Genomic DNA, 23,654 nt, shown 5'->3' with positions numbered 1-23,654 from the left:
ATTCCGGCGCCACTTTCAGGACACGCCGAGCACGATGCGCGGAATTGTCGGCGTGACGTGCCACCGTCGGACCACGACCCGACGAAAGGCTGGCGATGACCACGATGTGGAGTTCGCTCGAACACCGCGGTGAGCACTGCGCTTCCTGCGCCGGGGAGCGGGTTTTCGAGCAGCCCCCCTGCCCCGACGGCCACGAGCCGGGCGAGTGCCCCGAGTGGGCCTGCGCCGAGTGCGGCCACGCTCTGATCCTCGGTCTCCCGGACGGCCGGGGCGTCCCGGCCGCCGTCCGCTCGACGGTGTCGGTTTGATCGGTCCCTATGGCTCCTCCACACACCCCAGTGGTCCCCATGCGCTCCATTCCGGCCTACCCTTCCGATATGACCCTCGGTGACGCGCCGCCCGCTCCCGCCGCCTTCCGGCGCGCGGTGGCCAGCCTGCGCCCGGCGGAGGTCAGACCCGAGATCGAGCTCGAGGACATCCCGGCGCCGCAGCGCCTGGCCCCCTACTCCGCCGCCATCGGCGCGTCGGTCTACCGTGACGACCACGAGCTCGCGGTCGGCCGCCTCATCGTGCTCTTCGACCCGGACGGCCAGCGCGGCTGGGACGGCCAGTTCCGCCTGGTCGCCTACGTCCGGGCGGACATGGAGCCGGAGATCACCGAGGATCCGCTGCTCGGCCCCGTCGCGTGGAGCTGGCTCACCGAGTCGCTCGAGACGCACGGCGCCGGCTACGCCGCCGCCGGAGGCACCGTCACCCGGGCGGTCTCCGAGGGGTTCGGCAACAAGGCCGAGGACCCGGTGGCCACGGAGCTGGAGCTGCGTGCCTCCTGGTCGCCCCTGGAAGAAGACCTGTCCGGACATGTGTCGGCATGGTGTGACCTGATGTGCCTCGCGGCGGGCATCCCACCTCTGCCACCCGGTGTGGCGACACTGTCACCGCGCCGCCGCGACGATCCGGAGCCCTTCAGAACGTGACCGACGAGACGACCATCGTTCCACTGCTCGAACCCCGGGAGGGGATACCGCCCGTCATCGACGACGCCGCGGGGCTCGCCCGCGTCGTGCGCGCCTTCGCCGAGGGCGCCGGCCCGGTCGCGGTGGACGCCGAGCGGGCCTCCGGCTACCGCTACAGCGGCCGGGCCTACCTGGTGCAGCTGCGCCGCGAGGGCGCCGGCAGCGCGCTGATCGACCCGATCCGCTGCCCGGACCTGTCGGAGCTGGACGCCGCGCTGGCCGGGGCCGAGGTGGTGCTGCACGCCGCCTCCCAGGACCTGCCGTGCCTGGCGGAGCTGGGCTTCCACCCCCGCGAGCTGTTCGACACCGAGCTCGCCGGACGGCTGCTCGGCTACGAGCGGGTGGGGCTCGGCATGATGGTGGAGAACGTCCTGGGGTTCCGGCTGGAGAAGGGGCACTCGGCCGCCGACTGGTCCACCCGCCCGCTCCCGGAAGACTGGCTGCGCTACGCCGCGCTCGACGTCGAGGTGCTGGTCGAGCTCCGCAACGCGCTGCACAAGGAGCTGGCCGACAGCGGGAAGCTGGAGTGGGCGCGCGAGGAGTTCGCCTGGGTGCTGGCCTCCAAGTCGCCGGTCCCCCGCTCCGACCCCTGGCGGCGAACCTCCGGCATCCACAAGGTCCGCTCGACGCGCGGGCTGGCCGTGGTCCGGGAGTTGTGGACGCTCCGCGACGGCCTCGCCCGCGAGGCCGACCTGGCCCCGGGCCGGATGCTGCCCGACGCCGCGATCGTCACCGCCGCCGTGGAGCTGCCCCGCACCACCAAGGCCCTGACCGACATCACCCCGTTCACCGGGCGCAGCGCCCGCCGCCACCTGCGCGAGTGGCTGGCCGCGATCACCAGGGCCCGGACGCTCCCGGACGACCAGCTGCCCCAGCCCAGCACCCCGGGTGACGGGCCGCCGCCCGCCAACCGCTGGATGGACCGCGACCCGGTGGCCGCCCGCCGGCTGGCCGCGGCCAGGGCCGTGGTGGCCGCGCTCGCCGACGAGCACCACATGCCGACCGAGAACCTCCTGCAGCCGGACGCCGTGCGCCGCCTGACGTGGGAGCCGCCCCCGATCGTCGACGACGAGACCGTCGCGGCCCGCCTGCGGGAGCTGGGCGCCCGCGAGTGGCAGGTCGGGCTGACCGCCCACCCGGTGGCCAGGGCCCTGACCCGCCTGGAGACCAAGGGCGAGATCTGACCGCCGGGACCGCGGATAATTCGGCTGCCCCGGCCCGGCCCCCTTGGGTATGGTGGGACGTATGTGGTCTTTCTATGGATACGCGAACAGGCTGAGGTCCCTGTAACACGGTGAGCTGAGCTCCCGTGTCCCGGCGGGCGCCGCCGTCCCGGCACGCGCCGTCGCGCCGTCCACCACCGCGTCATCCATCACTCCGGCCCTCCGCCGTCCCGGTCCCACGGATCCGCCGTGCCTTCGCGCGCGCCCCGTGCTCTCCCGGCCTTCCCGCGGACGGGCCGTCTCCGCCTGACAGACCACTTTCCCGGAGGCCGCCATGGCTCGCCACCGCCCATCAGCCACCCTCTCCGCTCCCCGGAGCTTCCAGCTCGCGTTCAGGGACGTGGGCAAGGCCTACGACGGCCGCGCCGTACTCGACCACGTCTCGTTCACCGTCCGTCCCGGCGAGCGGGTCGGCGTGATCGGGGAGAACGGCGCGGGCAAGTCCACCCTGCTCCGGCTCATCGCCGGCGAGGAGGCTCCCGACGGAGGGGAGCTCGTCGTCACCGCCCCCGGCGGCGTGGGACACCTCGGCCAGACTCTCGCCCTGCCCCCGCACAGCACGGTGCAGGACGTCGTCGACCACGCGCTGCACGACCTGCGCGACCTGGAGCGGCGCCTGCGGGAGGCGGAGGCGTCCCTCGGCGACGCCTCCGCGGAGGGGCTCGCCGCCTACGGCGACCTGCTCACCGCCTACGAGGCGCGCGGCGGGTACGAGGCCGACGCGCGGGTCGACGCGGCCATGCACGACCTCGGCCTGGCGCGCATCGGCCGGGAGCGCACGCTCGGCAGCCTGTCGGGCGGCGAGCAGTCCCGGCTCGCGCTGGCCTGCGTCCTGGCCGCCGAGCCGGAGCTGCTCCTGCTCGACGAGCCCACCAACCACCTGGACGAGCAGTCGGTGTCCTGGCTGGAGGACCGGCTCCGGGCCTACCGGGGCGTCGTCGTCGCCGTCACCCACGACCGGGCCTTCCTGGAACGGACCGCCACCGCGATCTTCGAGGTCGATCTCCGTACGGTCACCCGCTACGGCGACGGCTGGGACGGTTACCTGACCGCCAAGGCGGCCGCCCGGCGGCGCCGGGAGCAGGAGTACCAGGACTGGCTCGCCGAGATCGCCAGGCAGACGGAGCTGGCGGAGACGGGGGCGCGGAGGCTGGCCGCCAGCGCCCGCTCCGACGACCGGCCCAGGACCTCCGGGCATCGCCGCTCCCACGAGGCGGGCCTGTCCGGTCAGGTCCGCAACGCCCGCGAGCGCCTGCGCCGTCTGACGGAGAACCCGGTCCCGCGCCCGCCGGACCCGCTCCGGTTCACCGCCAGGATCGGCGGAACCGCCGCCTCCGACGCCTCCGTCGCCCGCGGGGCGGCCGGCGGCCTCTGCCCGGAGCCCGGCGCCGGCCTCGTCGCCGCGATGGACGACGTCCGGGTCGGCGACCGGCTGCACGTCGAGAGCCTGGGCCTCGCCCCCGGCGAGCGCGTGCTGGTGACCGGGCCGAACGGCGCGGGCAAGACGACCCTGCTCCGGGTCCTCGCCGGCGAGCTGATCCCGGAGCGGGGGGCGGTCCACCGGCCCCGGCGGATCGGCTACCTCCGCCAGGAGCTGCCCGCCGCCTGCTCCCGGCGCACGGTGCTCGGCGCCTTCGCCGAGGGCCTGCCGGGAGCGCCCGAGGAGTACGCCGGCCGGCTGCTCTCCCTGGGCCTGTTCACACGGGAGGACCTCGCCCGTCCCGAGGCGGCGCTCTCGGTCGGCCAGCGGCGGCGGCTGGAGCTGGCCCGGCTGGTGGTCCGCCCGGCGGACCTGCTGATCCTGGACGAGCCCACCAACCACCTGTCCCTCTCACTGGTGGAGGAGCTGGAGGAGGCACTGGCGGAATACCCCGGGGCGCTGGTGGTGGTCTCGCACGACCGCAGGTTCCGCAGCGGCTTCACCGGCACCCGCCTGTCCCTGCGCGAGGGCCGCCTCACGACCGCCGCGTGACCGGCCCGGCCGTGGGGCGGGCGTGCAGGAGCACCAGGACCGCGGCGATGCCGTACGCGAGACTGAACCAGGCCGGGGAGACGCCTACGTCCGCGGACGGCACCAGCCGGATGGCGCCCTCCAGGATCCCCGTGTGGAGCTCCTCAAGGCGTGAGTCGTCCGTCGGCATGAGGGGCTGCTCGACGTCCGGGGCCATGACGCCCGGGAACGGCTCCGCGGAGAGAACACCGATCACCGCGACGGCGGCCAGCGCGGAGGCGGCGACGCGCGGGGCTCGGCGGCCTCCTCGCACGGCGAACGCCACCACCACGGCCATCAGCCCGATCCCGACCAGCAGGTCGGCGAAAATCCATACGATTTCCAGTCCGGTCGGGCCGAGAAGTGCGCCGTACGCCCCGGGCGGCGTCTCGGCTCCGATCCAGGTGACCCGGCCGGTGGCGGCGTTGGCCACGGACGGCAGCGCCGCCACGGCCACCGCCGTCACCGGCAGCGCGTGGCGCCGGAGTCGCGCCGGCAACGGCTCTCCCGGGGCCCCGCCGGAGACATCCGGGCGCCGGGCCCGGCCCGCCAGCGTCACGCACCCCCCGATCGCTCCGTAGGCCAGCGCCACGGCCCACGAGCTCGGCGACTGGGCATCGATCACCGCGTAGGTCGGGGCGGCCAGCAGGATCGCGACGATCCACCAGAGAGGCGCAGAACGGCTGGACAAGGACCAGTCCCATCAAGATCCGTAAGGACCCGGTATCCCTATCGGATTTCCCCGGCCTCGTCCACCGGTTCCGCTCCCCTGCCGATGAGCCGTTCGTAGCGCTGGCGGGCGGCCTGCGGGCTGCCCAGGCCGAGGCCGAAGGCGATCTCCTGCCAGGTCATGTCGCGCCCCCGGGCCATCTTCAGCAGACCGGCCTCCACGTCGTCGAATTCGGCGCGGACCCGTGGGAGGAGGGTGAGCGCGGCCACCAGGTCGGCCCGGTCCACCTGCGGTTCGCCGTCCTCGATCGCAGCCGCGCCCGAGAGCAGGAAGGAGACGAGCCGCACGGCCTCGTGCGGGCCGAGAACGTCCGGATGCACCTGGCGGTGACGCTGCCGCGCGGTGGCCGCGTGCCGATCGGCGATCCGGAAGAGGGCTTCGGCCTCCCTCTCGGCCCGGGTCCGGCCGGGATCGGGCGCGGTGAAGGGATCGTCGGAAGACTGCGGAGTGGAAACCATGTCTCCGACGATGACGTGTCAACGACGTCTTGTCAATATTTTGATTTAAACACTTTGTTCAATATTCACCGTGGACAGAGGTACGTGATCATGATCGGCGACCGGCCGGCGCCGGGTCGCGAGCGTCGCGGGCGCCCAGGCGGGCGGCGAGTTCCCCCAGGTGGGCGATCGAAAGATCGCCGCTCAGCCCGCGCAGGGCGGCGACCGGCATGCCCGCGGCCCGGCCCGCGGCGATCCCGGGATCGGAGTCCTCGACGGCCAGGCAGGCGGCGGGAGCGACGCCGAGTTCCGCCGCCGCCATGAGGTAGCCCTCCGGGTCGGGCTTGCCGACCGCGACGTCGTCCAGGGAGACCAGGAGCGGCGGGGTGATGCCGGCGGCGGCGAGCCGGGCCTCGGCGAGCCCCGCGCCGGAACCGGTGACGACCGCCCACGGGATGGCGCGCTCGGCCAGGACCGCCAGGAGCTCCCCGGCTCCCCGGGCGGCCACGACGCCGTCGAGGTCGGTGCACTCCAGGTCGAGCAGGACCTGCGCGGCGTCCGCGACCTCCTCCTCGGAGAGCCGCGGCAGGAGGCGGCGGATCGAGGTGGGGGCGGGATATCCGTGGACGGCGGCGACCACGGCGTCCTCCGGCAGGCCGTACCGCACGGCCCAAGTCCGCCAGGAGCGCTCGACCGCGGCGTCGGAGTCGACCAGGGTGCCGTCCATGTCGAGGAGGACGGCGCGCACGCCTTCCAGCACGCCCGCCGCCTCCTCGCTCCGCGTCACCACGATCCCCTCGCCCTGCGCCACCACGATTCCGTCGCCCTGCGTCACCATGACCCTCTCGCCCCGTGCCGCCATGCTTCCCTCGCCCTGCGCCACCACGATCCCCTCGCCCTGCGCCATGACGCTTTCCTCACCCTGCGCCACGACGCTTCCCGCCCCCTGTGCCAGTACGGCCCCATCGCCCTGTGTCAGCACGCCCGCCGTCCCCTCCTCTCGTATCGGCGCACCCGTCACCCCTTCGCCTCGCGGGCGCTCCGCGCCTTGATCCCGATCAGCACCGCCAGGGCCGCGAACGTGGCCCCGTTGGCCGTCGTGACCGCCGCGTCCCCCACGGCGACGCCGTACACCAGCCACAGGCCCACGCCCGCGGCCAGCATCACCAGGTAGGACCAGGACAGGTCGTCCGTCGAGCGGGTGCGCCAGGACCGGTGGAGCTGCGGCCACCAGCAGGCGGTGGTCAGCACCCCGGCCAGCAGCCCGATAACGGTCACCATGGCTTCTCCTTCAATTATGTTCGCCTCACGAGCATAATCGCGCCGGGAAAGTTGACACAATCCCCTCCATGAGAGCCGCTGAAATCGGGCGGGCACGCGCCCTCCAGGTGCGGGGGATGCTCGACGTGCTCCGGCACGTCCACCTCCACCCGGAGACGACCCGCGCCGAGCTCGCCCGCGACCTCGGCCTGAGCCGGGGCTCCGCGACGGAGATCGTCGCGCGGCTGCGCGCGCTCGGCCTGGTCGAGGAGACCGCCGCCGAGCCGACCGGGACCCGCGGGCGCCCCACCCGCGCGGTGCGCCGCCACGACCGGGGACCGGTGGTGGCGGCGGTGGACGTCTCCTACGAGTCCTGGCGGCTCGCGGTGGCCCACGTGGGCGGCGAGTTCGAGCACCTGCGGCTGGAGCGGCACCGGGGGCAGGGCGCCGAGGAGGTCCTGTCGCGCATCTCCGAGGCCCTCCACGAGGCCCGGACGGCCTTCGGAACGCGTCTGCGGGCGATCGGGGTCTCCGTGTCGGGCACGGTCAGCGGGAGCCGCCTGGTGGAGTCGGCCACCCTCGGCTGGCGGGACGTCGATGTCGCGGCGCGGCTGCGCGTCGCCCCGCTCCCCGTCGTCCTCGGCAACGACGCCACGATGGCCGGTGTGGCCGAGGCCCGCCGGGGCGCCGCGACCGGGGCCGACGTGGCCCTCCACATCGCCATCGAGGTGGGCGTCGGCGGCGTGGTGCTCGAACACGGGCGCGCCGCCGTCGGCAGCACCGGAGGGGGCGGCGAGTTCGGGCACCTGCCCTTCGGCGACCCGGACCGCCCCTGCCCGTGCGGCGCGCGCGGATGCTGGGACCTGGAGGTCGACGGGCGGGCGCTGGCCCGCATCCTCGGCGACCCGCCCCCCGCCGCCCCGCGCAGCGCCGCCGACGCCGTGCTGCGGCGGGCCGGGGAGGGCGACCCCGCGGCCCGGGCCGCGCTGGAGCAGGTGGCGCGCAACCTCGGGCGCGGCATCGGCGGCCTCGTCAACGCGCTGGATCCCCGCATCGTGACGCTCTCCGGGGTCGCCGCGTCGATCTTCGACCTCGCCGGGGACTCCGTCCGCACCGCCTACCGGTCAGGACTCATGCGCTTCCGCCGCCACGACCCGCCCCCGCTGATCCGCGCCGCGTTCCCGCAGGACGGCAGCCTCCGCGGGGCGGCGGAGCTCGCCTTCGACACCGTGCTGTCGGAGGCCGGGCTCGACTCCTGGAGGACGGACGTGCGGCCCGCGCCGGAACCCGGCTGAGACGTCACCGGCCGGGACGGCCGCCGCCGGGGACGGGAGCCCGCGAGCGGGAGGTCCGCCCTCTCAGAACGGGCCGGCGGGACCGGTCCCGGACTGCGACGGCCGCCGGCGCTGCAGGTGCTTGAGGACGGCGAGCAGGACGGTGAACCCCGCCGCCGTCGCCGCGCAGACCGCCGGCGACAGGGGAGTGACGAGGGCGAGGGTGATGAACATGACGGGCCCGGAGGCCAGGACGTCGAGCAGGGGGTGTTCCCGGCCCCAGATCACGAACCGGTCCCACGCGAGCAGGCCGATCGCCAGCGCGCCGTACACGACCCCCGCGACGACGGCCATGGACAGACCGCGTCCGTCGAACATCCGCAGGGTCACCGCCAGCGCGATCGGGACACCGAGAGCACGGAGCCATATCGGCGGTCTGTTCCAGAACGGCTTCCCGGCCGGTACGGCCGGCTGATCCGAATGCGCCATGAGGGCCTCCTCGGAAGGGAGCGGGCTCACGACGGTTCCGGATGCCCCGCGCACCCCGGTCCCGCTCGCCCGACAGATAGCGCACACGCCTTGCGAAGCGCTTTCAGCCGCAGGTCCTCAGCGGCGTTCCCGCACGCCGGAACAGGTCGCGGGCCGGCGGCCGCTCACTCCGCCGCGCCCAGGGCCTTGGTGATCTCCTCGGGGGTGAGGCGGCGCGAGCTGACGTAGTAGAGCAGGGCTCCGGGCGGGAGCACGGCCCGCCAGTCCGGGTTGACCAGCAGTTCGCCGTCCGCGCGGGCGGCGAGCACGGTGGCCCCGTACGTCCGGCCGAGCGCCACCTGGCAGCGCTCGACCGGCACCGGCCCCAGCGACGCGGGCAGGTGCGCCGAGTAGGTGCCGGCGCCGCCGTGGGTCATCAGCTCGGTGTAGACCTCGGTGATCCCGGGGTCCTTCAGTTCCTCGGTGATCATGTGCGGGCTGTGCCACTGGACGCAGCGCACGGCCTCGTCGACGTAGCGCAGGTGCTGGGCGCGGCCGATGTCGCGCAGCGCGACGACCAGGTGCGCGCCCTCGGCGACGTGGTCGGCGGTCACCGTGACCGCCAGCGCCTCGTTGTCGTCGTGCGCGTCGACGAGCACGCTGTGCGCCCGCTGCACGCCGGCCCGGCGCAGCACCTCCTCCGCGGTCAGCTCGCCGCGCACGAACGTGACGTCGTGGTCGGCCATGGGGTGGGCCTGGACGTCCTCCCACGCGCACAGGACGATCTCGCACGGACCGTCGGCGATCAGCTCCTCGACGATGCGCTCAGTCCGGCCCGGGGTGTATCCGAGAATCACGATGTGGCCCGAGGCCTCGACCGTGACGGCGCCTTTCATCCGTCGTCCCTTCGATCGTTCCAACACCGCCGCCAGCCTGGTGAACACCGCCGTCAGCGCCGCGATGCCGCCGACGATGACGTACACGCCGACGACGCGGCCCCCTGCCGTCTCCGGGGAGAGGTCGCCGTAGCCGACGGTCGCCGCGGTGACCACGAAGTACCACCAGTAGGCGGCCGGCTCGACGAGCTCGCTGCCCCGGGGCTCGGCGAGCGCCATCAGCGGCCAGCTGGTCAGGTAGACGAAGCCGAGCACGGCCGCGGGCGTCCACCACGTCCCCAGCAGCCTGGCCCGGGCCAGCAGGCGGAGGATGAAGATCGGCACGTTCCCCCCTGGGATGCGGCGGTGGCATCCACCCCTTCGCTGGACGGACCCGTGTGAACAACCACGATACGGACATCCGCCTCGGTTCTGTACCGCCGCGCCGCCAGGTTCGCCCACCCCCGTCCGCGGCTCCGCACGGCGCCTTCCTCCGGGGTCGCACGGCCCTCGCCGCATCCAGGATGACACCGCCGGACGGAAAACGTGGCGCGTTCCACGGCCACCCCTCAGGTAAGCGCTTGCCTGGTCGTCGCGGCTGCCGTACGGTAAGCAGGGAAAGCGCTTTCCAAAGGAGGCTCCGACAATGTCCCCCCGAAGCATCGGCGTCGTGATGAACGGCGTCACCGGCCGTATGGGCTACCGCCAGCACCTGGTCCGGTCGGTCCTGGCCATCAACGAGCAGGGCGGCGTGGCCCTGTCCGACGGCGAGCGGGTCCTGCTCCGGCCGGTGCTCGTGGGCCGGAGCGCCGCGAAGCTGGAGAAGCTCGCCGCCGACCACGGCATCGCCGACTGGACCACCGACCTCGACGCGGCCCTGGCCGACGACGACAACCTGATCTACTTCGACGCCCAGGTCACCCAGGCCCGGGTGAAGGCCGTGCTGAAGGCGATCGAGGCCGGCAAGCACATCTACGCGGAGAAGCCGACCGCCGAGACCGTCGAGGACGCGCTCGCCCTGGCCGAGGCCGCCGCCGCGAAGGGCATCAAGAACGGCGTCGTGCAGGACAAGCTGTTCCTCCCCGGCCTGCTCAAGCTCAAGCGCCTGATCGACGGCGGCTTCTTCGGCCGGATCCTGTCGGTGCGCGGCGAGTTCGGCTACTGGGTCTTCGAGGGCGACTGGCAGACCGCCCAGCGCCCGTCGTGGAACTACCGCGCCGAGGACGGCGGCGGCATCGTGCTCGACATGTTCCCCCACTGGGCCTACGTGCTGGAGAACCTGTTCGGCCGGGTCAACTCGGTCTACGCCCAGGCCGTCACCCACATCCCCGAGCGGGTCGACGAGCAGGGCGAGACCTACACGGCCACCGCCGACGACGCCGCCTACGGCGTGTTCGAGCTGGAGGGCGGGATCATCGCGCAGATCAACTCCTCCTGGAGCGTCCGGGTGAACCGGGACGAGCTGGTGGAGTTCCAGGTGGACGGGACGCACGGCAGCGCCGTCGCGGGCCTGCGCAACTGCCGCTTCCAGCACCGCGCCGCCACGCCCAAGCCGGTCTGGAACCCGGACCTGCCGGTCACCGCGCGCTTCCGCGACGACTGGCAGGAGGTGCCCGACAACGCCGAGTTCGACAACGGCTTCAAGATCCAGTGGGAGATGTTCGTCCGGCACGTCCTGGAGGACGCCCCGTTCCCGCACGACTTCGCCTCCGGCGCGCGCGGCGTGCGCCTGGCCGAGCTCGGCCTGCGCTCCTCCGCCGAGGGGCGCCGCCTGGCGGTGGAGCCGTGACCCGGATCGTCCTCCCCGGCGGGGAGTACACCCTGCGCGAGCCGGTGACCTGGGAGCGGCCCGCCGGTCCCCCGCGGAGCCGGATCGTCTACGCCGCCGCGCACGTGGTGGCCGACCCGCTCGGCGACAACACCCCCGGCTCCCCCGCCGCCGTCGACTGGGACGCGACGCTGCGCTTCCGCCGCCACCTGTGGTCGCACGGCCTGCGCGTGGCCGACGCCATGGACACCGCCCAGCGCAACATGGGCCTGGACTGGGCGGCGACGAGCGAGCTGATCCGCCGCAGCGCGGCCGAGGCCGCGGACTTCGGCGACCCCGCCACGCTGGTCGCCTGCGGCGCGGGCACCGACCACGCGCCGGACGCCGGAACCCTCGACCAGGTCGTGGCCGCCTACACCGAGCAGATCGAGACCGTGCGGAAGGCCGGCGCCGGGGTCATCGTCATGGCCAGCCGCCAGCTCGCCCGGATCGCCCGCGGCCCGGAGGACTACCACGCGGTCTACGGCAAGCTGCTGGCGGCGGCCGACCGGCCGGTGATCCTGCACTGGCTGGGCGAGATGTTCGACCCGCAGCTGGCGGGCTACTGGGGCTCGCGGGACGTGGCCGAGGCCACCGCGTCGTTCCTGGAGCTGATCCGCGAGCACGCGCCGATGGTGGACGGGGTCAAGGTCTCGCTGCTGGACGCCGACCACGAGATCGGGCTGCGCGCGGCGCTGCCGGAGGGGGTCAAGCTCTACACGGGCGACGACTTCAACTACCCGTCGCTGATCGCCTCGGGCAGCCACGCGCTGCTGGGCGTCTTCGACGCGATCGCCCCGGCCGCCGCGGCGGCCCTGGCCGCGCTCGACGCCGGGGACCTCGCCCGCTACGAGGAGATCATGGCCCCGACGGTCCCGCTCTCGCGGAAGATCTTCGAGGCGCCGACGTACAACTACAAGACCGGCATCGTCTTCCTGGCCTGGCTCAACGGCCACCAGGACGCCTTCGCCATGGTCAACGGCGCGCAGGCGAGCCGGTCCCTGCCGCACCTGGCCGAGGTGTTCCGCCTGGCCGACGCCGCCGGCCTGCTCGCCGACCCCGAGCTGGCCGTCCACCGGATGCGGTCGCTGCTGGCGGTGAACGGGCGGTGAGTCGTCTCTCGCTGAACCAGTGGACCACGAAGCGGTGGTCGGTGGCCGAGGCCGTGGAAGGGTGCGTGCGGCACGGCGTCGAGGCCATCGGGCTGTGGCGGCAGGACGTCGCCCGGCAGGGCCTGGAGCAGAGCGCGAAGCTGGTCCGGGACGCCGGGCTGCGGGTCTCGTCCCTGTGCCGGGGCGGCTTCCTCACCTCCGGCGGCGCGGAGGCGCTCGACGACAACCGCAGGGCGATCGACGAGGCGGCCGCGCTGGAGGCCGGGTGCCTCGTCATGGTGGTCGGCGGACTGCCCGGCGTGGTGCCGGACGAGCCGCTGGGCAGCGGTGACCGAGGGGTCGACCGGGACCTGGCCGGGGCCCGGGAGCGGGTCGCCGAGGCGCTGGCCGAGCTGGCGCCGTACGCGGGCGAGCGCGGCGTGCGGCTGGCCCTGGAGCCGCTCCACCCGATGTACTGCGCGGACCGGGCGGTGCTGTCCACCCTGGAGCAGGCGCTCGACCTGGCGGAGCCGTACCCCTCCGAGCAGGTCGGGGTGGTCGTGGACACCTTCCACGTGTGGTGGGATCCGCACGTCCTCGCGCAGATCGCCCGGGCCGGCGACCGGATCGCCTCCTACCAGGTGTGCGACTTCCTCCACCCGATCCCGGCCAACGCGCTGCTCGGCCGGGGCGTGATGGGCGACGGCGTGATCGACTTCACCTCGCTGACCGGGGCCGTGACCGCCGCGGGCTACACCGGGGACGTCGAGGTGGAGATCTTCAACGCCGACGTGTGGGCCACCGACCCCGACGAGGTCCTGGCCCGGGTGAAGGCGCGCTTCGGCGAGCTCATCGGGCTCTGAGGCGCCGGACGTGCCCGCCGTACGACGGCGTACGGCGGGCCCGCCGGGCAGGCCCCGTACCGGTGGCCCGCGGTGAGGGCCCGGAGCGCGGGTCCGTCGTGGAGGTCCGTGGGGCGGCCGGGCACTGCCGGGCACGGCTCACCGCACGGTGACGCTCCGGGTCGGGCAGTGCGACTCGGCCCTGCGCACGGCGTCGTGCAGTTCCGCGGGCGGGTTCGGGTCCAGCAGGACCACGAGCCCGTCCTCCTCGCTCTGCGTGAAGACCTCGGGCGCGGCCAGCGCGCACTGCCCGGCGCCGCAGCAGCTCTCCCGGTTCACGGTGACCTCCACGGCGGCGTCCACGGCGCTCACCAGATCACCGGGAGGCTGTGCACCCCGTGGATGGCCGCGTTCTCCCGGACCGGGACCTCCTCCAGCGGCACGGCCGCCCTCAGCCCGGGGAAGCGCCGCAGCAGCGCCTGGAGGGCGATCTCCAGCTCCAGCCGGGCGAGGTTCTGCCCGAGGCACTGGTGCGGGCCGAAGCCCAGCGCGACGTGCGCGGTCTTGGGCCGGGTGACGTCGAGCCTGTCGGGGTCCTCGCAGAGCGCGGGGTCGCGGTTGGCCGCCGCGAGCGAGGCCAGGCCGAACTCCCCCGCCTTGATCTCCTGGCCGCCCAGCGTGAGGTCCTCCTTCGCCCCGCGGAACATCACCAGGTCGACGATCGACAGGTAGCGCAGCAGCTCGTCGGCCGCTCCCGGCGCGCCTTCCCGGACCAGCGCGAGCTGGTCGGGGTGGTGCAACAGCAGCAGCGTGCCGAGGCCGAGCATGTTGGCGGTCGTCTCGTGCCCGGCGACCAGCAGCAGCATCGAGATCTGGACCAGCTCCCCGTCGGTGAGGGCTCCCTCTCGGATGAGCTCGCCGATGAGCGCGTCGTCCGGCTCCTCCCGCTTGGCGGCGATCAGTTTCGCCAGGTGGGCGGCGAGCCCGGCCACGGCGGCGTCGATCTGCTCGGGCGAGGCGGTCATGTCGACGATCACGCGGGCGGCCGCTTGGAACTCGGCCCGGTCCTCGTACGGCATGCCGAGCAGCTCGCAGATGACCAGGGACGGCACCGGCAGCGCGAACTCGGCGACCAGGTCCACCGGGCGGGGCAGGCGCTCCATCGCGTCCAGCCGCTCGGCGACGATCTGCTCGATCCTGGGGCGGAGCCGGTTCATCCGCTGGACGGTGAAGTGGGCGGTGAGCATGCGCCGGTAGCGGCCGTGCTCCGGGGCGTCCATGCTGATGAACATCCCGGGCTCCGGCTGCGTCACGTGCAGGGGCTGCTCCGGGCTGAGGCCGCCGTCCAGCGAGGAGCTCCAGCGGGGGTCGGCGAGCATCCGGCGGACCAGGTCATGGCTGGTGACCAGCCAGAGCTCGGTGCCGTCGAGCGGCATCACCCGCCGGGTGATCGGTTCGGCGGCGCGCAGCTCGGCCAGGCCGGGGGGCGGGTCGAACGGGCAGGTTCTCCTGAGCGGCACTTCGGACAGGCCGGAGGGACCGGCGGGCTCGGGACACGCGACGGGTTCCGAAGGCACGGCGGTCGCGGGGTGCTCCGGACCTTCGAGGCGCGCGGAGGGCTCAGGACGGACGGGGTGCCCGGAAATTTCAGGATTCGTCGTCATGCCCTCCACGGTGCGCGAGGGCGCTCACCGCGAGCCGACCCGGCGCTGACAACCACCGGGTCACCGCGGTGAGCGCCGCGTCACCGGTCATCCCGGCGCCCTCGTCGTAGGCCGTGCGGTACCCGTGATCCCCCAGTGCGGCCCGCGCGCGGCGGCCCGTCTCCCGCACCTCGGGGTCGCAGATCGCCAGCCCGCGCAGCGCGCGCGCCGCGCCCAGCAGGAACGCCGACCGCGCCGCCTCCCCGCAGGCCAGCGCCAGGCTCGCCAGCCCTTCGGCGGCCGACGCCGCGGACGGCCGGTCCCCGGCGCCGGCGGCGAGGCAGAACGCCTCCCGGTGGCGCCGCAGCGAGGCGCCGAGGTCACCCCGGCTCTCCGCGACCCGCCCGAGGCCGGTCAGGGCCCGCGCCCTGGCCTGCTCCACCCCGCCCCAGTGCGGCTCGCACCCCGCCAGGGCCAGCTCGTAGTGCTCACCGGCCTCCTCCACCCGTCCGTTCCGGCGGGCCACACCCGCCAGGCCGAGCCGGACCGTGACCCAGACCTCGGGGACGTCGAGCCCGCGAGCGATCCCGGCCGCCTCCGCGCAGTCCGCCGCGGCGGCGGCCACGGCCTCGGCATCGCCGATCCGCAGGAGCTCGGCGGCCCGGCTGCACAGCAGGAAGACCCGGTCCTCGGGCGAGCCGAGCTCCTCGATCAGGCCCATGGCCCGCTCGACGGTCGCCACGGCCTCGCGGTGCTCGCCCCGCCAGCCCTGCGGCTCGGAGATCGACAGCAGCGCCTGGGCCATGCCCCACCGGTCGCCCCGGTCGGCGAACCCCTCCAGCGACCGGGCGAACTCCTCCTCGGCCTCCGCCACCAGGCCGGAGTTCAGCCGGACGAAACCGAGGATCAGCCGGGCCATCGCGCGGGTCCACGGGTCGGAGCTGGTGGTGGCCCGCAGGACGTCCTCCCCGACGACCCCGTACTCCCCTCCGGCGATGGTGACGAGGGAGCCGAGCATGAGCAGCATCGGGTGCCCGGAGCCGGACGGCAAAGCCCGGGCGAGCCGCTCCGCCTGGTCGATCATCTCCCGGTCCGAGGTGTTCACGATCGCCACGGAGAGCACGCACATGACGTACTGCTCCTCCATGCCGGGCGGCGGCGTCCGGCCGACCATGGCGAGAGTCCTCTCCGCGAACGCCCGGCCCTCCATCCGCATGCCGCGCAACATCCAGTACCACCACAGCGCGGCGACCAGCCGCAGCGCCCACCCGCTCCGCCCGGACCCGATGGCCCGGTGGAGCGCGGCGCGTATCTCGTCCTCCTCGGCCGCCAGCCGGCGCAACCAGACCAGCTGGTCCCGGCCGTGCAGTTCCGGGGCGGCCCGCTCGGCGAGCGCGGTGAGGTGGCCGGCGTGGGCCTCGCGCAGCCGCTCCTCCTCCCCCGACTCGGCCAGGCGCTCGGCGCAGAAGACCCGGATGGTCTCCAGCATCCGGTAGCGGCCCCCGGCCACCTCGATCAGCGACTTGTCCACGAGCGCGGCCAGCAGATCGAGGGCGTCCCGGCCGCCGTCCCCGCAGACGCGTTCGGCCGCCTCCAGCGTGGCGCCGCGGGCGAACACCGCGAACCGCCGCGCGAACACCCGCTCCGGCTCCTCCAGCAGGTCCCAGCTCCAGGCCACGACCGCGCGGAGGGTGCGGTGCCGGGGCAGCGCCGTACGGCTGCCGCCGGTGAACAGCCGGAACCGGTCGTCCAGCCGGTCGGCCACCTCCCCGGCGTCCATCGAGCGGAGCCGGGCCGCGGCCAGCTCGATCGCCAGGGGCAGCCCGTCCAGCGCCCGGCAGATCCGCAGCAGGGCCTCCTCCCCGGAGTCCTCGGAGTCCCCGGAGGCTCCGGAGTCGAAGCCGGGCCGTACGGCGGCCGCCCGGTCCCGCAGCAGCCGCAGGGCGAGCTCCTCCGGCAGCGGGTGCACGGGCAGCAGCACCTCCCCGGTGATCCCGAGCGGCTCGCGGCCGGTCGCCAGCACCCGCACCCCCGGGCAGGCCGCGAGCAGCCGGTCGGCCAGGCGGGCGGCGTCCTCCACGACGTGCTCGCAGTTGTCCAGGACCAGCACCAGGTCGCGCCCGGCGAGCGCGGCGAGCGCGGCGACCAGCCGCTCCTCCGGCTCGGGCGGGCGGGTCACGCGGAGCGCGGTCTCCCGGACGCCGAGCTCGCCCAGGAGCAGCCGCGGCAGGTCGCGGCCGTCGCGCAGGTGGGCCAGCTCCGCGAAGCAGACCTCGGCGTCGAGGCCGGCGGCCGCCTCGGTCGCGAGCCTGGTCTTGCCCACCCCTCCGGGCCCCGTGAGGGTGACCAGCCGCCGCTCCCGCAGCAGCCCGCGGATGCGCAGGACGTCCTCCCGACGCCCCACGAAGCTGGTGAGCTGGGCCCGGACGCCGCGCCTGACCGGTTCCCGGGCCGGCTTCCCAGCCGGCTCCCCGGCCGGGTCCGTCCCGCGCAGGATGGCCAGGTGCGTCCCGGCCAGGTCGGGTGAGGGGTCGGCGCCCAGTTCCTCGGCGAGCACGCGCCGGGTGTCCTCGAAGACGGCCAGCGCCTCGGCCCGCCGTCCCTCCGCCCGCAGGGCCCGCATGAGCAGCCCGCACAGCCGTTCCCGCAGCGGGTGCTCGGCCAGCAGCGCCCGCATCTCGGCCACCGAGCCGCCGCCCGCCTCGAAGCGGTCCTCCAGGGCGCCGAGCCGCAGTTCCGCCAGCCGCCCGGCCAGCGGCTCGGGCGCCGGCCCGCGCCACAGCCCCAGCGCCTCCTCCACGAGGGCGAGCGCCCCGCGCCGCTCCCCCGCCGCCAGCGCGGCGCGCCCCTCCCCCGCCAGCCGCTCGAACCGGTGCGCGTCGACGTCCTCGGGCCGGGCCGCGATCCGGTAGCCGGACGGGAGCAGCTCGACGGCGACGCCGAGCCTGCGCAGCCGGGAGATCTGGGAGTGCAGGGAGCGGTGGGCGCCGGGCGGGGGGCGCTCGCCGTACAGGACGTCGATCAGGCGGTCGGCGGAGACCGTCGCGCCGGGGTCGGCCAGGAGCGCGACCAGCAGCGCGCGCAGCCCAGGCCCGGGGACCTCGACGGGATCGCCGTCCTCGCCCGCCAGCCGGACGGGGCCCAGCACCTCGAAGCGCATGGTTCGATTCTCGCCCCCACGGCCGGAACCCGCGCGGCGGAGATCTCCGGGCGCCGTTCTCGCGATGCGCGGCCCCGCCGGAGGGGCCGCCGACAGCGGCCCCTCCGGGACGCCGTTCCGGGAGCGGGGCCTACGCCAGGCGGCGCGTGCTCTCCCGCAGGACGACCTCGCCGGGGATCTTCTCGACCCTCGCCTCCTCGACCTGGTCGAGGGCCATCTCCAGGGCGCGGGCGCCCATGTCGGCCAGCGGGAGCCGTACGGTGGACAGGGCCGGGACCAGGTCCCGCAGCGTGGCGATGTCGTCGAACCCGGCGACCGAGACGTCCTCCGGCACCCGGACGCCCCGGTCCCGCAGGGCCGCGAGCGCGCCCACCGCCATCACGTCGTTGACCGCGAACACGCAGGTGGCGCCCGCCTTCACCGCCTCGCCGACCGCCGCGTAACCGCCGTCCCGGTCGAAGGACCCGTGCACGACGTACGGCGCGGGCAGGCCGAGCCCGGCGAGCGCCTCGGCGAACCCGGCCGTCCGGTCCCGGGCGGTGATCAGACCGGCGGGCCCGGCCAGCACGGCGAAGCGCCGGTGCCCCAGCCCGGCCAGCGCGGCGGCCAGGGCGGCGGCGCCCTCCCGGTTGCCGGGCGCCACCGTGTCGGCGCCGAGCAGGTCCTGCCCGACGCACGCGACCCGGCCGCCGCCCTCCCGGTAGCGGTCGAGCTCCTCGCGGAGCCGCCGCGTCGCGCGCAGGTCGGCGGTCCGCGATCCGGCGAGGAGGACGGCGCGCACCCGCTGGGCGCTCAGCGTGGAGACGTAGGCGATCTCGCGCTCGGTGTCGCGGTGCGTGGTGCCGACCATGACCATCAGCCCGCGGCTCTCGGCCACCCGCATCGCCCCGTCGGCGAGCGCGGCGAAGTAGGGGTCGACCAGGTCGTGGACCACCAGCCCGACCACGTTGGCGGCCCCGCGCGCCAGCGTCTGCGCCGCCACGTTCGTCCGGTAGCCGAGCTGCGTGGCGGCCAGCTCGACCCGTGCCCGCAGAGACGCGCCCACCTGGCGGGTGCTCCCGTTGAGCACTCGCGACGCGGTGGCGAGCGAGACTCCCGCGTGCTTGGCGACATCCTCAAGGGTGACCACGACGACCTCCAGGAAAGCGATTTCCAAGTCTGCCAGACGGCGACTCCCCCCGCACGCGATCTTCGTCGCCCCCTCTCTCCGGCGCAACCGGAAGCCGGTCCGGGACGGAACCGCGCCGGACGGCGCCCGTCCCCGGAGGCCCGCGCCGGGGAGACCCGGTCCCGGGCGGCGCCCGCCCTGGAAGATCCGCACCGGGGGACCCGTCCCCGAGCTGGGGTCGGACCGCCCGGGCCGCGGGAACAACCCGCCCGCACCGAGTGTTGTTACTGACCAGTAGCATGTCTGCGGAAGCTACCCAGCAACGAGGAGCGAACCCCGTGCCTTCGTCTCGTGACGTCGTATTCGTCGACGGAGTGCGCACGCCCTTCGGCAAGTCGGGCCCCAAGGGCCTGTACGCCGAGACGCGCGCCGACGACCTGGTGATCCGCGTCATCCGCGAGCTGATTCGGCGTAATCCGAACCTGCCGCCGGAGCGCGTCGACGAGGTGGCCATCGCGGCCACGACCCAGATCGGCGATCAGGGGCTGACCATCGGCCGCTCCGCCGCCGTCCTGGCCGGTCTGCCCAAGAGCGTCCCCGGTTACGCGATCGACCGCATGTGCGCCGGCGCGATGACCGCGGTGACCTCCGTCGCGGGCGGCATCGCCTTCGGCGCCTACGACGTGGCCATCGCCGGCGGCGTCGAGCACATGGGCCGCCACCCGATGGGCGAGGGCGTCGACCCCAACCCGCGGTTCGTGGCCGAGCAGATCGTGGACGGCTCCGCCCTGGTCATGGGCATGACCGCGGAGAACCTGCACGACCGCTACCCGACCATCACCAAGGAGCGCGCGGACGCCTTCGCCCTCGCCTCCCAGGAGAAGGTCGCCAAGGCCTACGCCGACGGCAAGATCCAGCCCGACCTGGTCCCGGTCGCCGTGCGCTCCGCTGAGAGGGGATGGGGCCTGGCCACCGCCGACGAGGCTCCCCGTCCCGGCACCACGCTGGAGGGCCTGAGCACGCTGAAGACCCCGTTCCGCCCGCACGGCCGGGTCAGCGCGGGCAACGCCTCCGGCATCAACGACGGCGCGACCGGCTGCATCGTGGCCGCCGCCGACGTCGCCCGGGAGCTGGGCCTCACGCCGAAGATGCGCCTGGTCTCCTACGCCTTCGCGGGCGTGGACCCCGAGGTCATGGGCGTCGGCCCGATCCCGTCCACCGAGCGCGCGCTGCGCCTGGCCGGGCTCTCCATCGACGACATCGGCCTGTTCGAGATCAACGAGGCGTTCGCCGTCCAGGTGCTGGCCTTCCTGGAGCACTTCGGCATCGCCGACGACGACTCCCGCGTGAACCCGTACGGTGGCGCGATCGCCTTCGGCCACCCGCTGGCCTCCTCCGGCGTGCGGCTGATGACCCAGCTCGCCCGCGAGTTCGGCGAGCGCCCCGACGTCCGCTACGGCATCACCACGATGTGCGTCGGCATGGGCATGGGCGGAACGGTCATCTGGGAGAACCTCGCCTGGGAAGGTGCGAAGTGATCAACGAGCTTTTCAAGGACGAGGTCGTCACCAAGGCGATCGTCCGCGACGTCGAACTGCCGTACGGCGCGGGCACCATGGCCCTGATCACGCTGGACAACGGCTTCGACCACACCAAGCCGTCCACCTTCGGCCCCGGCGGCCTGACCTCGCTCGACGAGGCCCTCGACGCCGTCGCCGGCCGGAGCGACCTGGCCGCGGTGGGCGTCGTCGGCAAGCCGTTCATCTTCGCGGTCGGCGCCGACCTCAAGGGCGCCGCCCTGGTCTCCGAGCGCGAGCAGGCGCTGGCCATCGGCAAGCTGGGCCACGACGCCTTCCGCCGCCTCGGCGAGCTGTCCGTGCCGTCGTTCGCGTTCGTCAACGGCGCGGCGATGGGCGGCGGCCTGGAGGTCGCCCTGCACTGCACCTACCGGACCATCTCCTCCGGCGTGCCCGCGGTGGCCCTGCCCGAGTGCTTCCTCGGCCTGGTGCCCGGCTGGGGCGGCACCCAGCTGCTGCCCCGCCTGATCGGCCCGGCGAACGCGCTCAAGCTGATCATCGAGAACCCGCTCGCGCAGAACCGCATGATCAAGGGCCGGGACGCCTTCAAGCTCGGCATCGCCGACGCGATGTTCGAGGGCGCCGACTTCCTGGAGGAGTCGCTGCGCTGGGCCGCCCAGGTGCTCCGCGGCGAGGTGACGGTCTCCCGCACCGACCACACCGCCGAGGACTGGTCCAAGACGATCGCCGACGCCCGCTTCCTGCTCGACATGAAGCTGCACGGCGCCAACCCGGCCCCCTACCGGGCGCTGGAGCTGGTCGAGCTGGCCCGCACCGCCTCCCGCGACGAGGGCTTCGACGCCGAGGACCAGGCGCTGGCCGACCTCCTCATGGGCGACGAGCTGCGCGCCGGGCTCTACTCCTTCGACCTGGTGCAGCGCCGGGCCAAGCGGCCCGCCGGGGCGCCGGACAAGGCGCTGGCCCGCAAGGTCACCAAGGTGGGCGTCGTCGGCGCGGGCCTGATGGCCTCGCAGATGGCGCTGCTGTTCGCCCGCCGCCTGGAGGTCCCGGTCGTCCTGACCGACCTGGACCGGACCCGCCTGGACAAGGGCGTCGCCTACGTCCACGCGGAGGTCGACAAGCTGCACGGCAAGGGCCGGATCTCCGGCGACCAGGCCAACCGGCTCAAGGCCCTGGTGACCGGCTCGCTGACCAAGGACGCCTTCGCCGACGCCGACTTCGTCATCGAGGCCGTCTTCGAGGACATGAAGGTCAAGCAGAAGGTGTTCGCCGAGGTCGAGGCCGTGGTCTCGGAGACCTGCGTGCTGGCGACCAACACCTCCTCGCTCTCGCTGACCGAGATGGGCTCGGAGCTGAAGCACCCCGAGCGCCTGGTGGGCTTCCACTTCTTCAACCCGGTCGCGGTCATGCCGCTGCTGGAGATCATCCGCGGCCACGCCACGGACGACGCCACGCTGGCCACCGCGTTCGCGGTCGGCAGGTCGCTGAAGAAGTCCAGCGTGCTGGTGAAGGACGCCCCGGCGTTCGTCGTCAACCGGCTGCTGACCCGCTTCATGGGCGAGGTCATCACGGCGGTGGACGAGGGCACCCCGCTGGAGGTCGCCGACCACGCGCTCGACGGCCTCGGCCTGCCGATGACCCCGTTCGCGCTGCTCCAGCTCGTCGGCCCGGCCGTCGGCCTGCACGTCTCCGAGACGCTGCACGCCGCCTTCCCCGACCGCTTCGGCGTCTCGGAGAACATGGCCGAGCTGGTCGCGGCGGGCAAGCCCGGCGTCTACGCCCCGGACTTCTCCCTCGACCCCGAGGCGGTGGCGATCTTCTCCGGCGGGACCTCCCCGTCCACCGCCGAGCAGGTGCGCGAGCGCACGCTCCGGGCGCTGGAGCAGGAGATCCGCATCATGCTGGAGGAGGGCGTGGTCGCCGCGGCCCAGGACATCGACCTGTGCATGATCCTGGGCGCGGGCTGGCCGTTCCACCTGGGCGGCATCACGCCGTACCTGGACCGCGCCGGCGTCGCCCGGCCGCGTTTCCTGGAGCCGGGGGTGGCCTCCGTCCCCGCGTAGCACCGGGTAACCCCGCGTCCCGCCGGAACCCCGGCGCGTGAGAGGGCCTCGCATCCGCGAGGTCTCGCACGCCGGGGAACCCCGTGCCGGGAGAGCCCCGTGACGTCCGCGCCCTCCGCCCCCATCCGGGGCGGAGGGCGCGCGTGCGTGCGCCGCCGTCCCGATCCGGTCAGGCGGAGCGTTTCCCGCCGCAATATTGATCTTGACCGTGCTACGCTCCCTCCCGGCGTCGCGCTCCGTCCCAGCGGAGATCGCTCTTGCTGTGGTCCGGGAGCCCGCGGCGTCCGCGTTCCGGGAGCTCGCGGCGTCCGCTACCCGATGCGTCCGCCCGTGTGAAAAAGTCACTGTTCGGGCACGTCTTGAGCGGGATCCTTCCGGGCGGCGCAGACGGCGGGGCCGGGCGACCGGCCCTTAAGGGCGAGGGGGGAGGCGCCCGTAAGCCCGGCAGAAGGAGACCGTAAGGGCCCTGCGCCACTGTGGAGTCATCGGAAGCGGGCAGCACCGCACCGGACGAACGGGAAGGAAGCATCTCATGCGTAAGCTCAAGCTCCAGGTCCAGACCACCGTCGATGGCTACATGGCCGGCCCGAACGGCGAGATGGACTGGATGAAGTTCCCCTGGACCGACGACATCGGCGCCTACATCGACGCGCTCACGAAGCCGGTCGACTGCATCGTGCTGGGCCGCAAGCTCGCCGAGGGCTTCATCCCGGCCTGGAAGTCCGAGCCCGAGGGCGAGTCCCAGGAGTCGATCGACTGGATGAACAACACCCCCAAGGTCGTCATCTCCGACAGCCTCACCGAGTCGCCCTGGGACAACGCCGTCGTGGCCGGCGGCGACCTCACCGAGGCGATCAACGCCCTCAAGGCCCGGCCGGGCGGGGACATCGTCGTCTACGGGGGCAGCACGCTCGTGTCGAACCTGATCGCCGCAAACCTGATCGACGAGCTGCACCTGTTCGTCAACCCCACCGCGATCGGGACCGGCCTGCCGGTCTTCCCGGCCACCGGCGCCAACCAGCCCTTCCGCCTGGTCGGCGCGCACCCCTTCGAGTGCGGCATCACCGCGATGCACTACGAGCCGGAGCGCGCCTGACCGTGCCCGCCGCCGAGGGGCCGGCCCGCCCCCGGC

General features: G+C 74.1%; 21 protein-coding genes. 11 read left to right on the top strand and 10 right to left on the bottom strand.

Features of this window, described 5'->3' with window-relative positions:
* The first annotated feature begins 95 nt into the window (after positions 1–95).
* The 4 genes from Plo01_RS15315 (at position 96) to abc-f (ending at position 4,208) form a co-directional block, all read left to right on the top strand.
* A complete protein-coding gene (locus Plo01_RS15315) occupies positions 96–308 on the top strand; it encodes a hypothetical protein (protein WP_203891231.1) in 213 nt (70 codons plus the stop codon).
* A 69-nt stretch (positions 309–377) separates the two neighbouring features.
* A complete protein-coding gene (locus Plo01_RS15310; RefSeq protein WP_203891230.1) occupies positions 378–974 on the top strand; it encodes a DUF3000 domain-containing protein in 597 nt (198 codons plus the stop codon).
* Positions 971–2,197: an HRDC domain-containing protein gene (locus tag Plo01_RS15305; protein ID WP_203891229.1), complete on the top strand. Its 1,227-nt coding sequence runs from the start codon at positions 971–973 to the stop codon at positions 2,195–2,197. Before Plo01_RS15310 ends, Plo01_RS15305 begins: the two co-directional genes overlap by 4 nt.
* Positions 2,198–2,510: 313 nt before the next feature.
* Complete coding sequence (gene abc-f / locus Plo01_RS15300) at positions 2,511–4,208, top strand: ribosomal protection-like ABC-F family protein (protein ID WP_203891228.1); 1,698 nt, start codon at positions 2,511–2,513, stop codon at positions 4,206–4,208.
* Here the strand turns inward: abc-f and Plo01_RS15295 are convergent.
* The 4 genes from Plo01_RS15295 to Plo01_RS15280 form a co-directional block, all read right to left on the bottom strand.
* Positions 4,192–4,917 (bottom strand): hypothetical protein, encoded by a 726-nt coding sequence (locus Plo01_RS15295; protein WP_203891227.1) that lies wholly within the window; start codon positions 4,915–4,917, stop codon positions 4,192–4,194. The genes abc-f and Plo01_RS15295 overlap by 17 nt on opposite strands.
* 38 nt (positions 4,918–4,955) lie before the next feature.
* Positions 4,956–5,414, bottom strand: a complete 459-nt coding sequence (locus Plo01_RS15290; RefSeq protein WP_203891226.1) for a DNA-binding protein — start codon at positions 5,412–5,414, stop codon at positions 4,956–4,958.
* An 88-nt stretch (positions 5,415–5,502) separates the two neighbouring features.
* Positions 5,503–6,375, bottom strand: a complete 873-nt coding sequence (locus Plo01_RS15285) for an HAD-IA family hydrolase (RefSeq protein WP_203891225.1) — start codon at positions 6,373–6,375, stop codon at positions 5,503–5,505.
* Between the two features lie 35 nt (positions 6,376–6,410).
* Complete coding sequence (locus Plo01_RS15280) at positions 6,411–6,674, bottom strand: SemiSWEET family sugar transporter (RefSeq protein ID WP_203891224.1); 264 nt, start codon at positions 6,672–6,674, stop codon at positions 6,411–6,413.
* Positions 6,675–6,742: 68 nt separating this feature from the next.
* On the opposite strand from Plo01_RS15280, the gene Plo01_RS15275 reads away from it, so the two are divergent.
* Positions 6,743–7,948, top strand: a complete 1,206-nt coding sequence (locus Plo01_RS15275; protein WP_203891223.1) for an ROK family transcriptional regulator — start codon at positions 6,743–6,745, stop codon at positions 7,946–7,948.
* 63 nt (positions 7,949–8,011) lie between these two features.
* On the opposite strand, the gene Plo01_RS15270 is transcribed toward Plo01_RS15275, so the two are convergent.
* A complete protein-coding gene (locus Plo01_RS15270) occupies positions 8,012–8,416 on the bottom strand; it encodes a hypothetical protein (protein WP_203891222.1) in 405 nt (134 codons plus the stop codon).
* Between the two features lie 164 nt (positions 8,417–8,580).
* A complete protein-coding gene (locus tag Plo01_RS15265) occupies positions 8,581–9,615 on the bottom strand; it encodes an ion channel (RefSeq protein ID WP_203891221.1) in 1,035 nt (344 codons plus the stop codon).
* A 301-nt stretch (positions 9,616–9,916) separates the two neighbouring features.
* On the opposite strand from Plo01_RS15265, the gene Plo01_RS15260 reads away from it, so the two are divergent.
* Genes Plo01_RS15260 through Plo01_RS15250 form a run of 3 tightly spaced genes read left to right on the top strand, consistent with a single transcriptional unit; the run spans position 9,917 to position 13,031 of the window.
* Entirely contained in the window at positions 9,917–11,059 is a 1,143-nt protein-coding gene (locus tag Plo01_RS15260; protein ID WP_203891220.1) for a Gfo/Idh/MocA family protein, read from the top strand.
* Positions 11,056–12,189, top strand: a complete 1,134-nt coding sequence (locus tag Plo01_RS15255) for a dihydrodipicolinate synthase family protein (protein ID WP_203891219.1) — start codon at positions 11,056–11,058, stop codon at positions 12,187–12,189. Before Plo01_RS15260 ends, Plo01_RS15255 begins: the two co-directional genes overlap by 4 nt.
* Positions 12,186–13,031: a sugar phosphate isomerase/epimerase family protein gene (locus tag Plo01_RS15250; RefSeq protein ID WP_203891218.1), complete on the top strand. Its 846-nt coding sequence runs from the start codon at positions 12,186–12,188 to the stop codon at positions 13,029–13,031. The genes Plo01_RS15255 and Plo01_RS15250 overlap by 4 nt, the downstream gene beginning before the upstream one ends.
* A 138-nt stretch (positions 13,032–13,169) precedes the next feature.
* On the opposite strand, the gene Plo01_RS15245 is transcribed toward Plo01_RS15250, so the two are convergent.
* The 4 genes from Plo01_RS15245 to Plo01_RS15230 form a co-directional block, all read right to left on the bottom strand.
* A complete protein-coding gene (locus tag Plo01_RS15245) occupies positions 13,170–13,382 on the bottom strand; it encodes a ferredoxin (RefSeq protein ID WP_373871688.1) in 213 nt (70 codons plus the stop codon).
* The gene (locus Plo01_RS15240; protein WP_307837379.1) at positions 13,379–14,530 is read right to left on the bottom strand and encodes a cytochrome P450; all 1,152 of its coding nucleotides are present in this window, start codon (positions 14,528–14,530) and stop codon (positions 13,379–13,381) included. The genes Plo01_RS15245 and Plo01_RS15240 overlap by 4 nt, the downstream gene beginning before the upstream one ends.
* A 127-nt stretch (positions 14,531–14,657) precedes the next feature.
* A complete protein-coding gene (locus tag Plo01_RS15235; RefSeq protein WP_203891216.1) occupies positions 14,658–17,813 on the bottom strand; it encodes an ATP-binding protein in 3,156 nt (1,051 codons plus the stop codon).
* 130 nt (positions 17,814–17,943) lie between these two features.
* Complete coding sequence (locus Plo01_RS15230) at positions 17,944–18,954, bottom strand: LacI family DNA-binding transcriptional regulator (protein ID WP_203891333.1); 1,011 nt, start codon at positions 18,952–18,954, stop codon at positions 17,944–17,946.
* Between the two features lie 305 nt (positions 18,955–19,259).
* Here Plo01_RS15230 and Plo01_RS15225 point away from each other — a divergent pair, with 305 nt between their 5' ends.
* The 3 genes from Plo01_RS15225 to Plo01_RS15215 all read left to right on the top strand — a co-directional run bounded on the left by Plo01_RS15225 (position 19,260) and on the right by Plo01_RS15215 (position 23,618).
* Complete coding sequence (locus Plo01_RS15225) at positions 19,260–20,459, top strand: thiolase family protein (RefSeq protein WP_203891215.1); 1,200 nt, start codon at positions 19,260–19,262, stop codon at positions 20,457–20,459.
* Complete coding sequence (locus tag Plo01_RS15220; protein WP_239316364.1) at positions 20,456–22,522, top strand: 3-hydroxyacyl-CoA dehydrogenase NAD-binding domain-containing protein; 2,067 nt, start codon at positions 20,456–20,458, stop codon at positions 22,520–22,522. The genes Plo01_RS15225 and Plo01_RS15220 overlap by 4 nt, the downstream gene beginning before the upstream one ends.
* Before the next feature lie 532 nt (positions 22,523–23,054).
* Positions 23,055–23,618: a dihydrofolate reductase family protein gene (locus Plo01_RS15215; RefSeq protein ID WP_203891214.1), complete on the top strand. Its 564-nt coding sequence runs from the start codon at positions 23,055–23,057 to the stop codon at positions 23,616–23,618.
* Positions 23,619–23,654: the final 36 nt, after the last annotated feature.

Source organism: Planobispora longispora (genome assembly GCF_016863135.1).
GTDB classification, from domain to species: Bacteria; Actinomycetota; Actinomycetes; order Streptosporangiales; family Streptosporangiaceae; genus Planobispora; species Planobispora longispora.
The sequence above is the reverse complement of the archived record's forward strand: the minus strand, read 5'-3'. Positions and strand labels throughout refer to the sequence as shown.

Coding starts and splice junctions, on each gene's coding strand:
- Plo01_RS15275 (WP_203891223.1), top strand. CDS start 6,743: ATGAGAGCCGCTGAAATCGGGCGGGCACGCGCCCTCCAGGTGCGGGGG.
- Plo01_RS15260 (WP_203891220.1), top strand. CDS start 9,917: ATGTCCCCCCGAAGCATCGGCGTCGTGATGAACGGCGTCACCGGCCGT.
- Plo01_RS15215 (WP_203891214.1), top strand. CDS start 23,055: ATGCGTAAGCTCAAGCTCCAGGTCCAGACCACCGTCGATGGCTACATG.
- Plo01_RS15270 (WP_203891222.1), bottom strand. CDS start 8,416: ATGGCGCATTCGGATCAGCCGGCCGTACCGGCCGGGAAGCCGTTCTGG.
- Plo01_RS15315 (WP_203891231.1), top strand. CDS start 96: ATGACCACGATGTGGAGTTCGCTCGAACACCGCGGTGAGCACTGCGCT.
- Plo01_RS15310 (WP_203891230.1), top strand. CDS start 378: ATGACCCTCGGTGACGCGCCGCCCGCTCCCGCCGCCTTCCGGCGCGCG.
- Plo01_RS15280 (WP_203891224.1), bottom strand. CDS start 6,674: ATGGTGACCGTTATCGGGCTGCTGGCCGGGGTGCTGACCACCGCCTGC.
- abc-f (WP_203891228.1), top strand. CDS start 2,511: ATGGCTCGCCACCGCCCATCAGCCACCCTCTCCGCTCCCCGGAGCTTC.
- Plo01_RS15290 (WP_203891226.1), bottom strand. CDS start 5,414: ATGGTTTCCACTCCGCAGTCTTCCGACGATCCCTTCACCGCGCCCGAT.
- Plo01_RS15235 (WP_203891216.1), bottom strand. CDS start 17,813: ATGCGCTTCGAGGTGCTGGGCCCCGTCCGGCTGGCGGGCGAGGACGGC.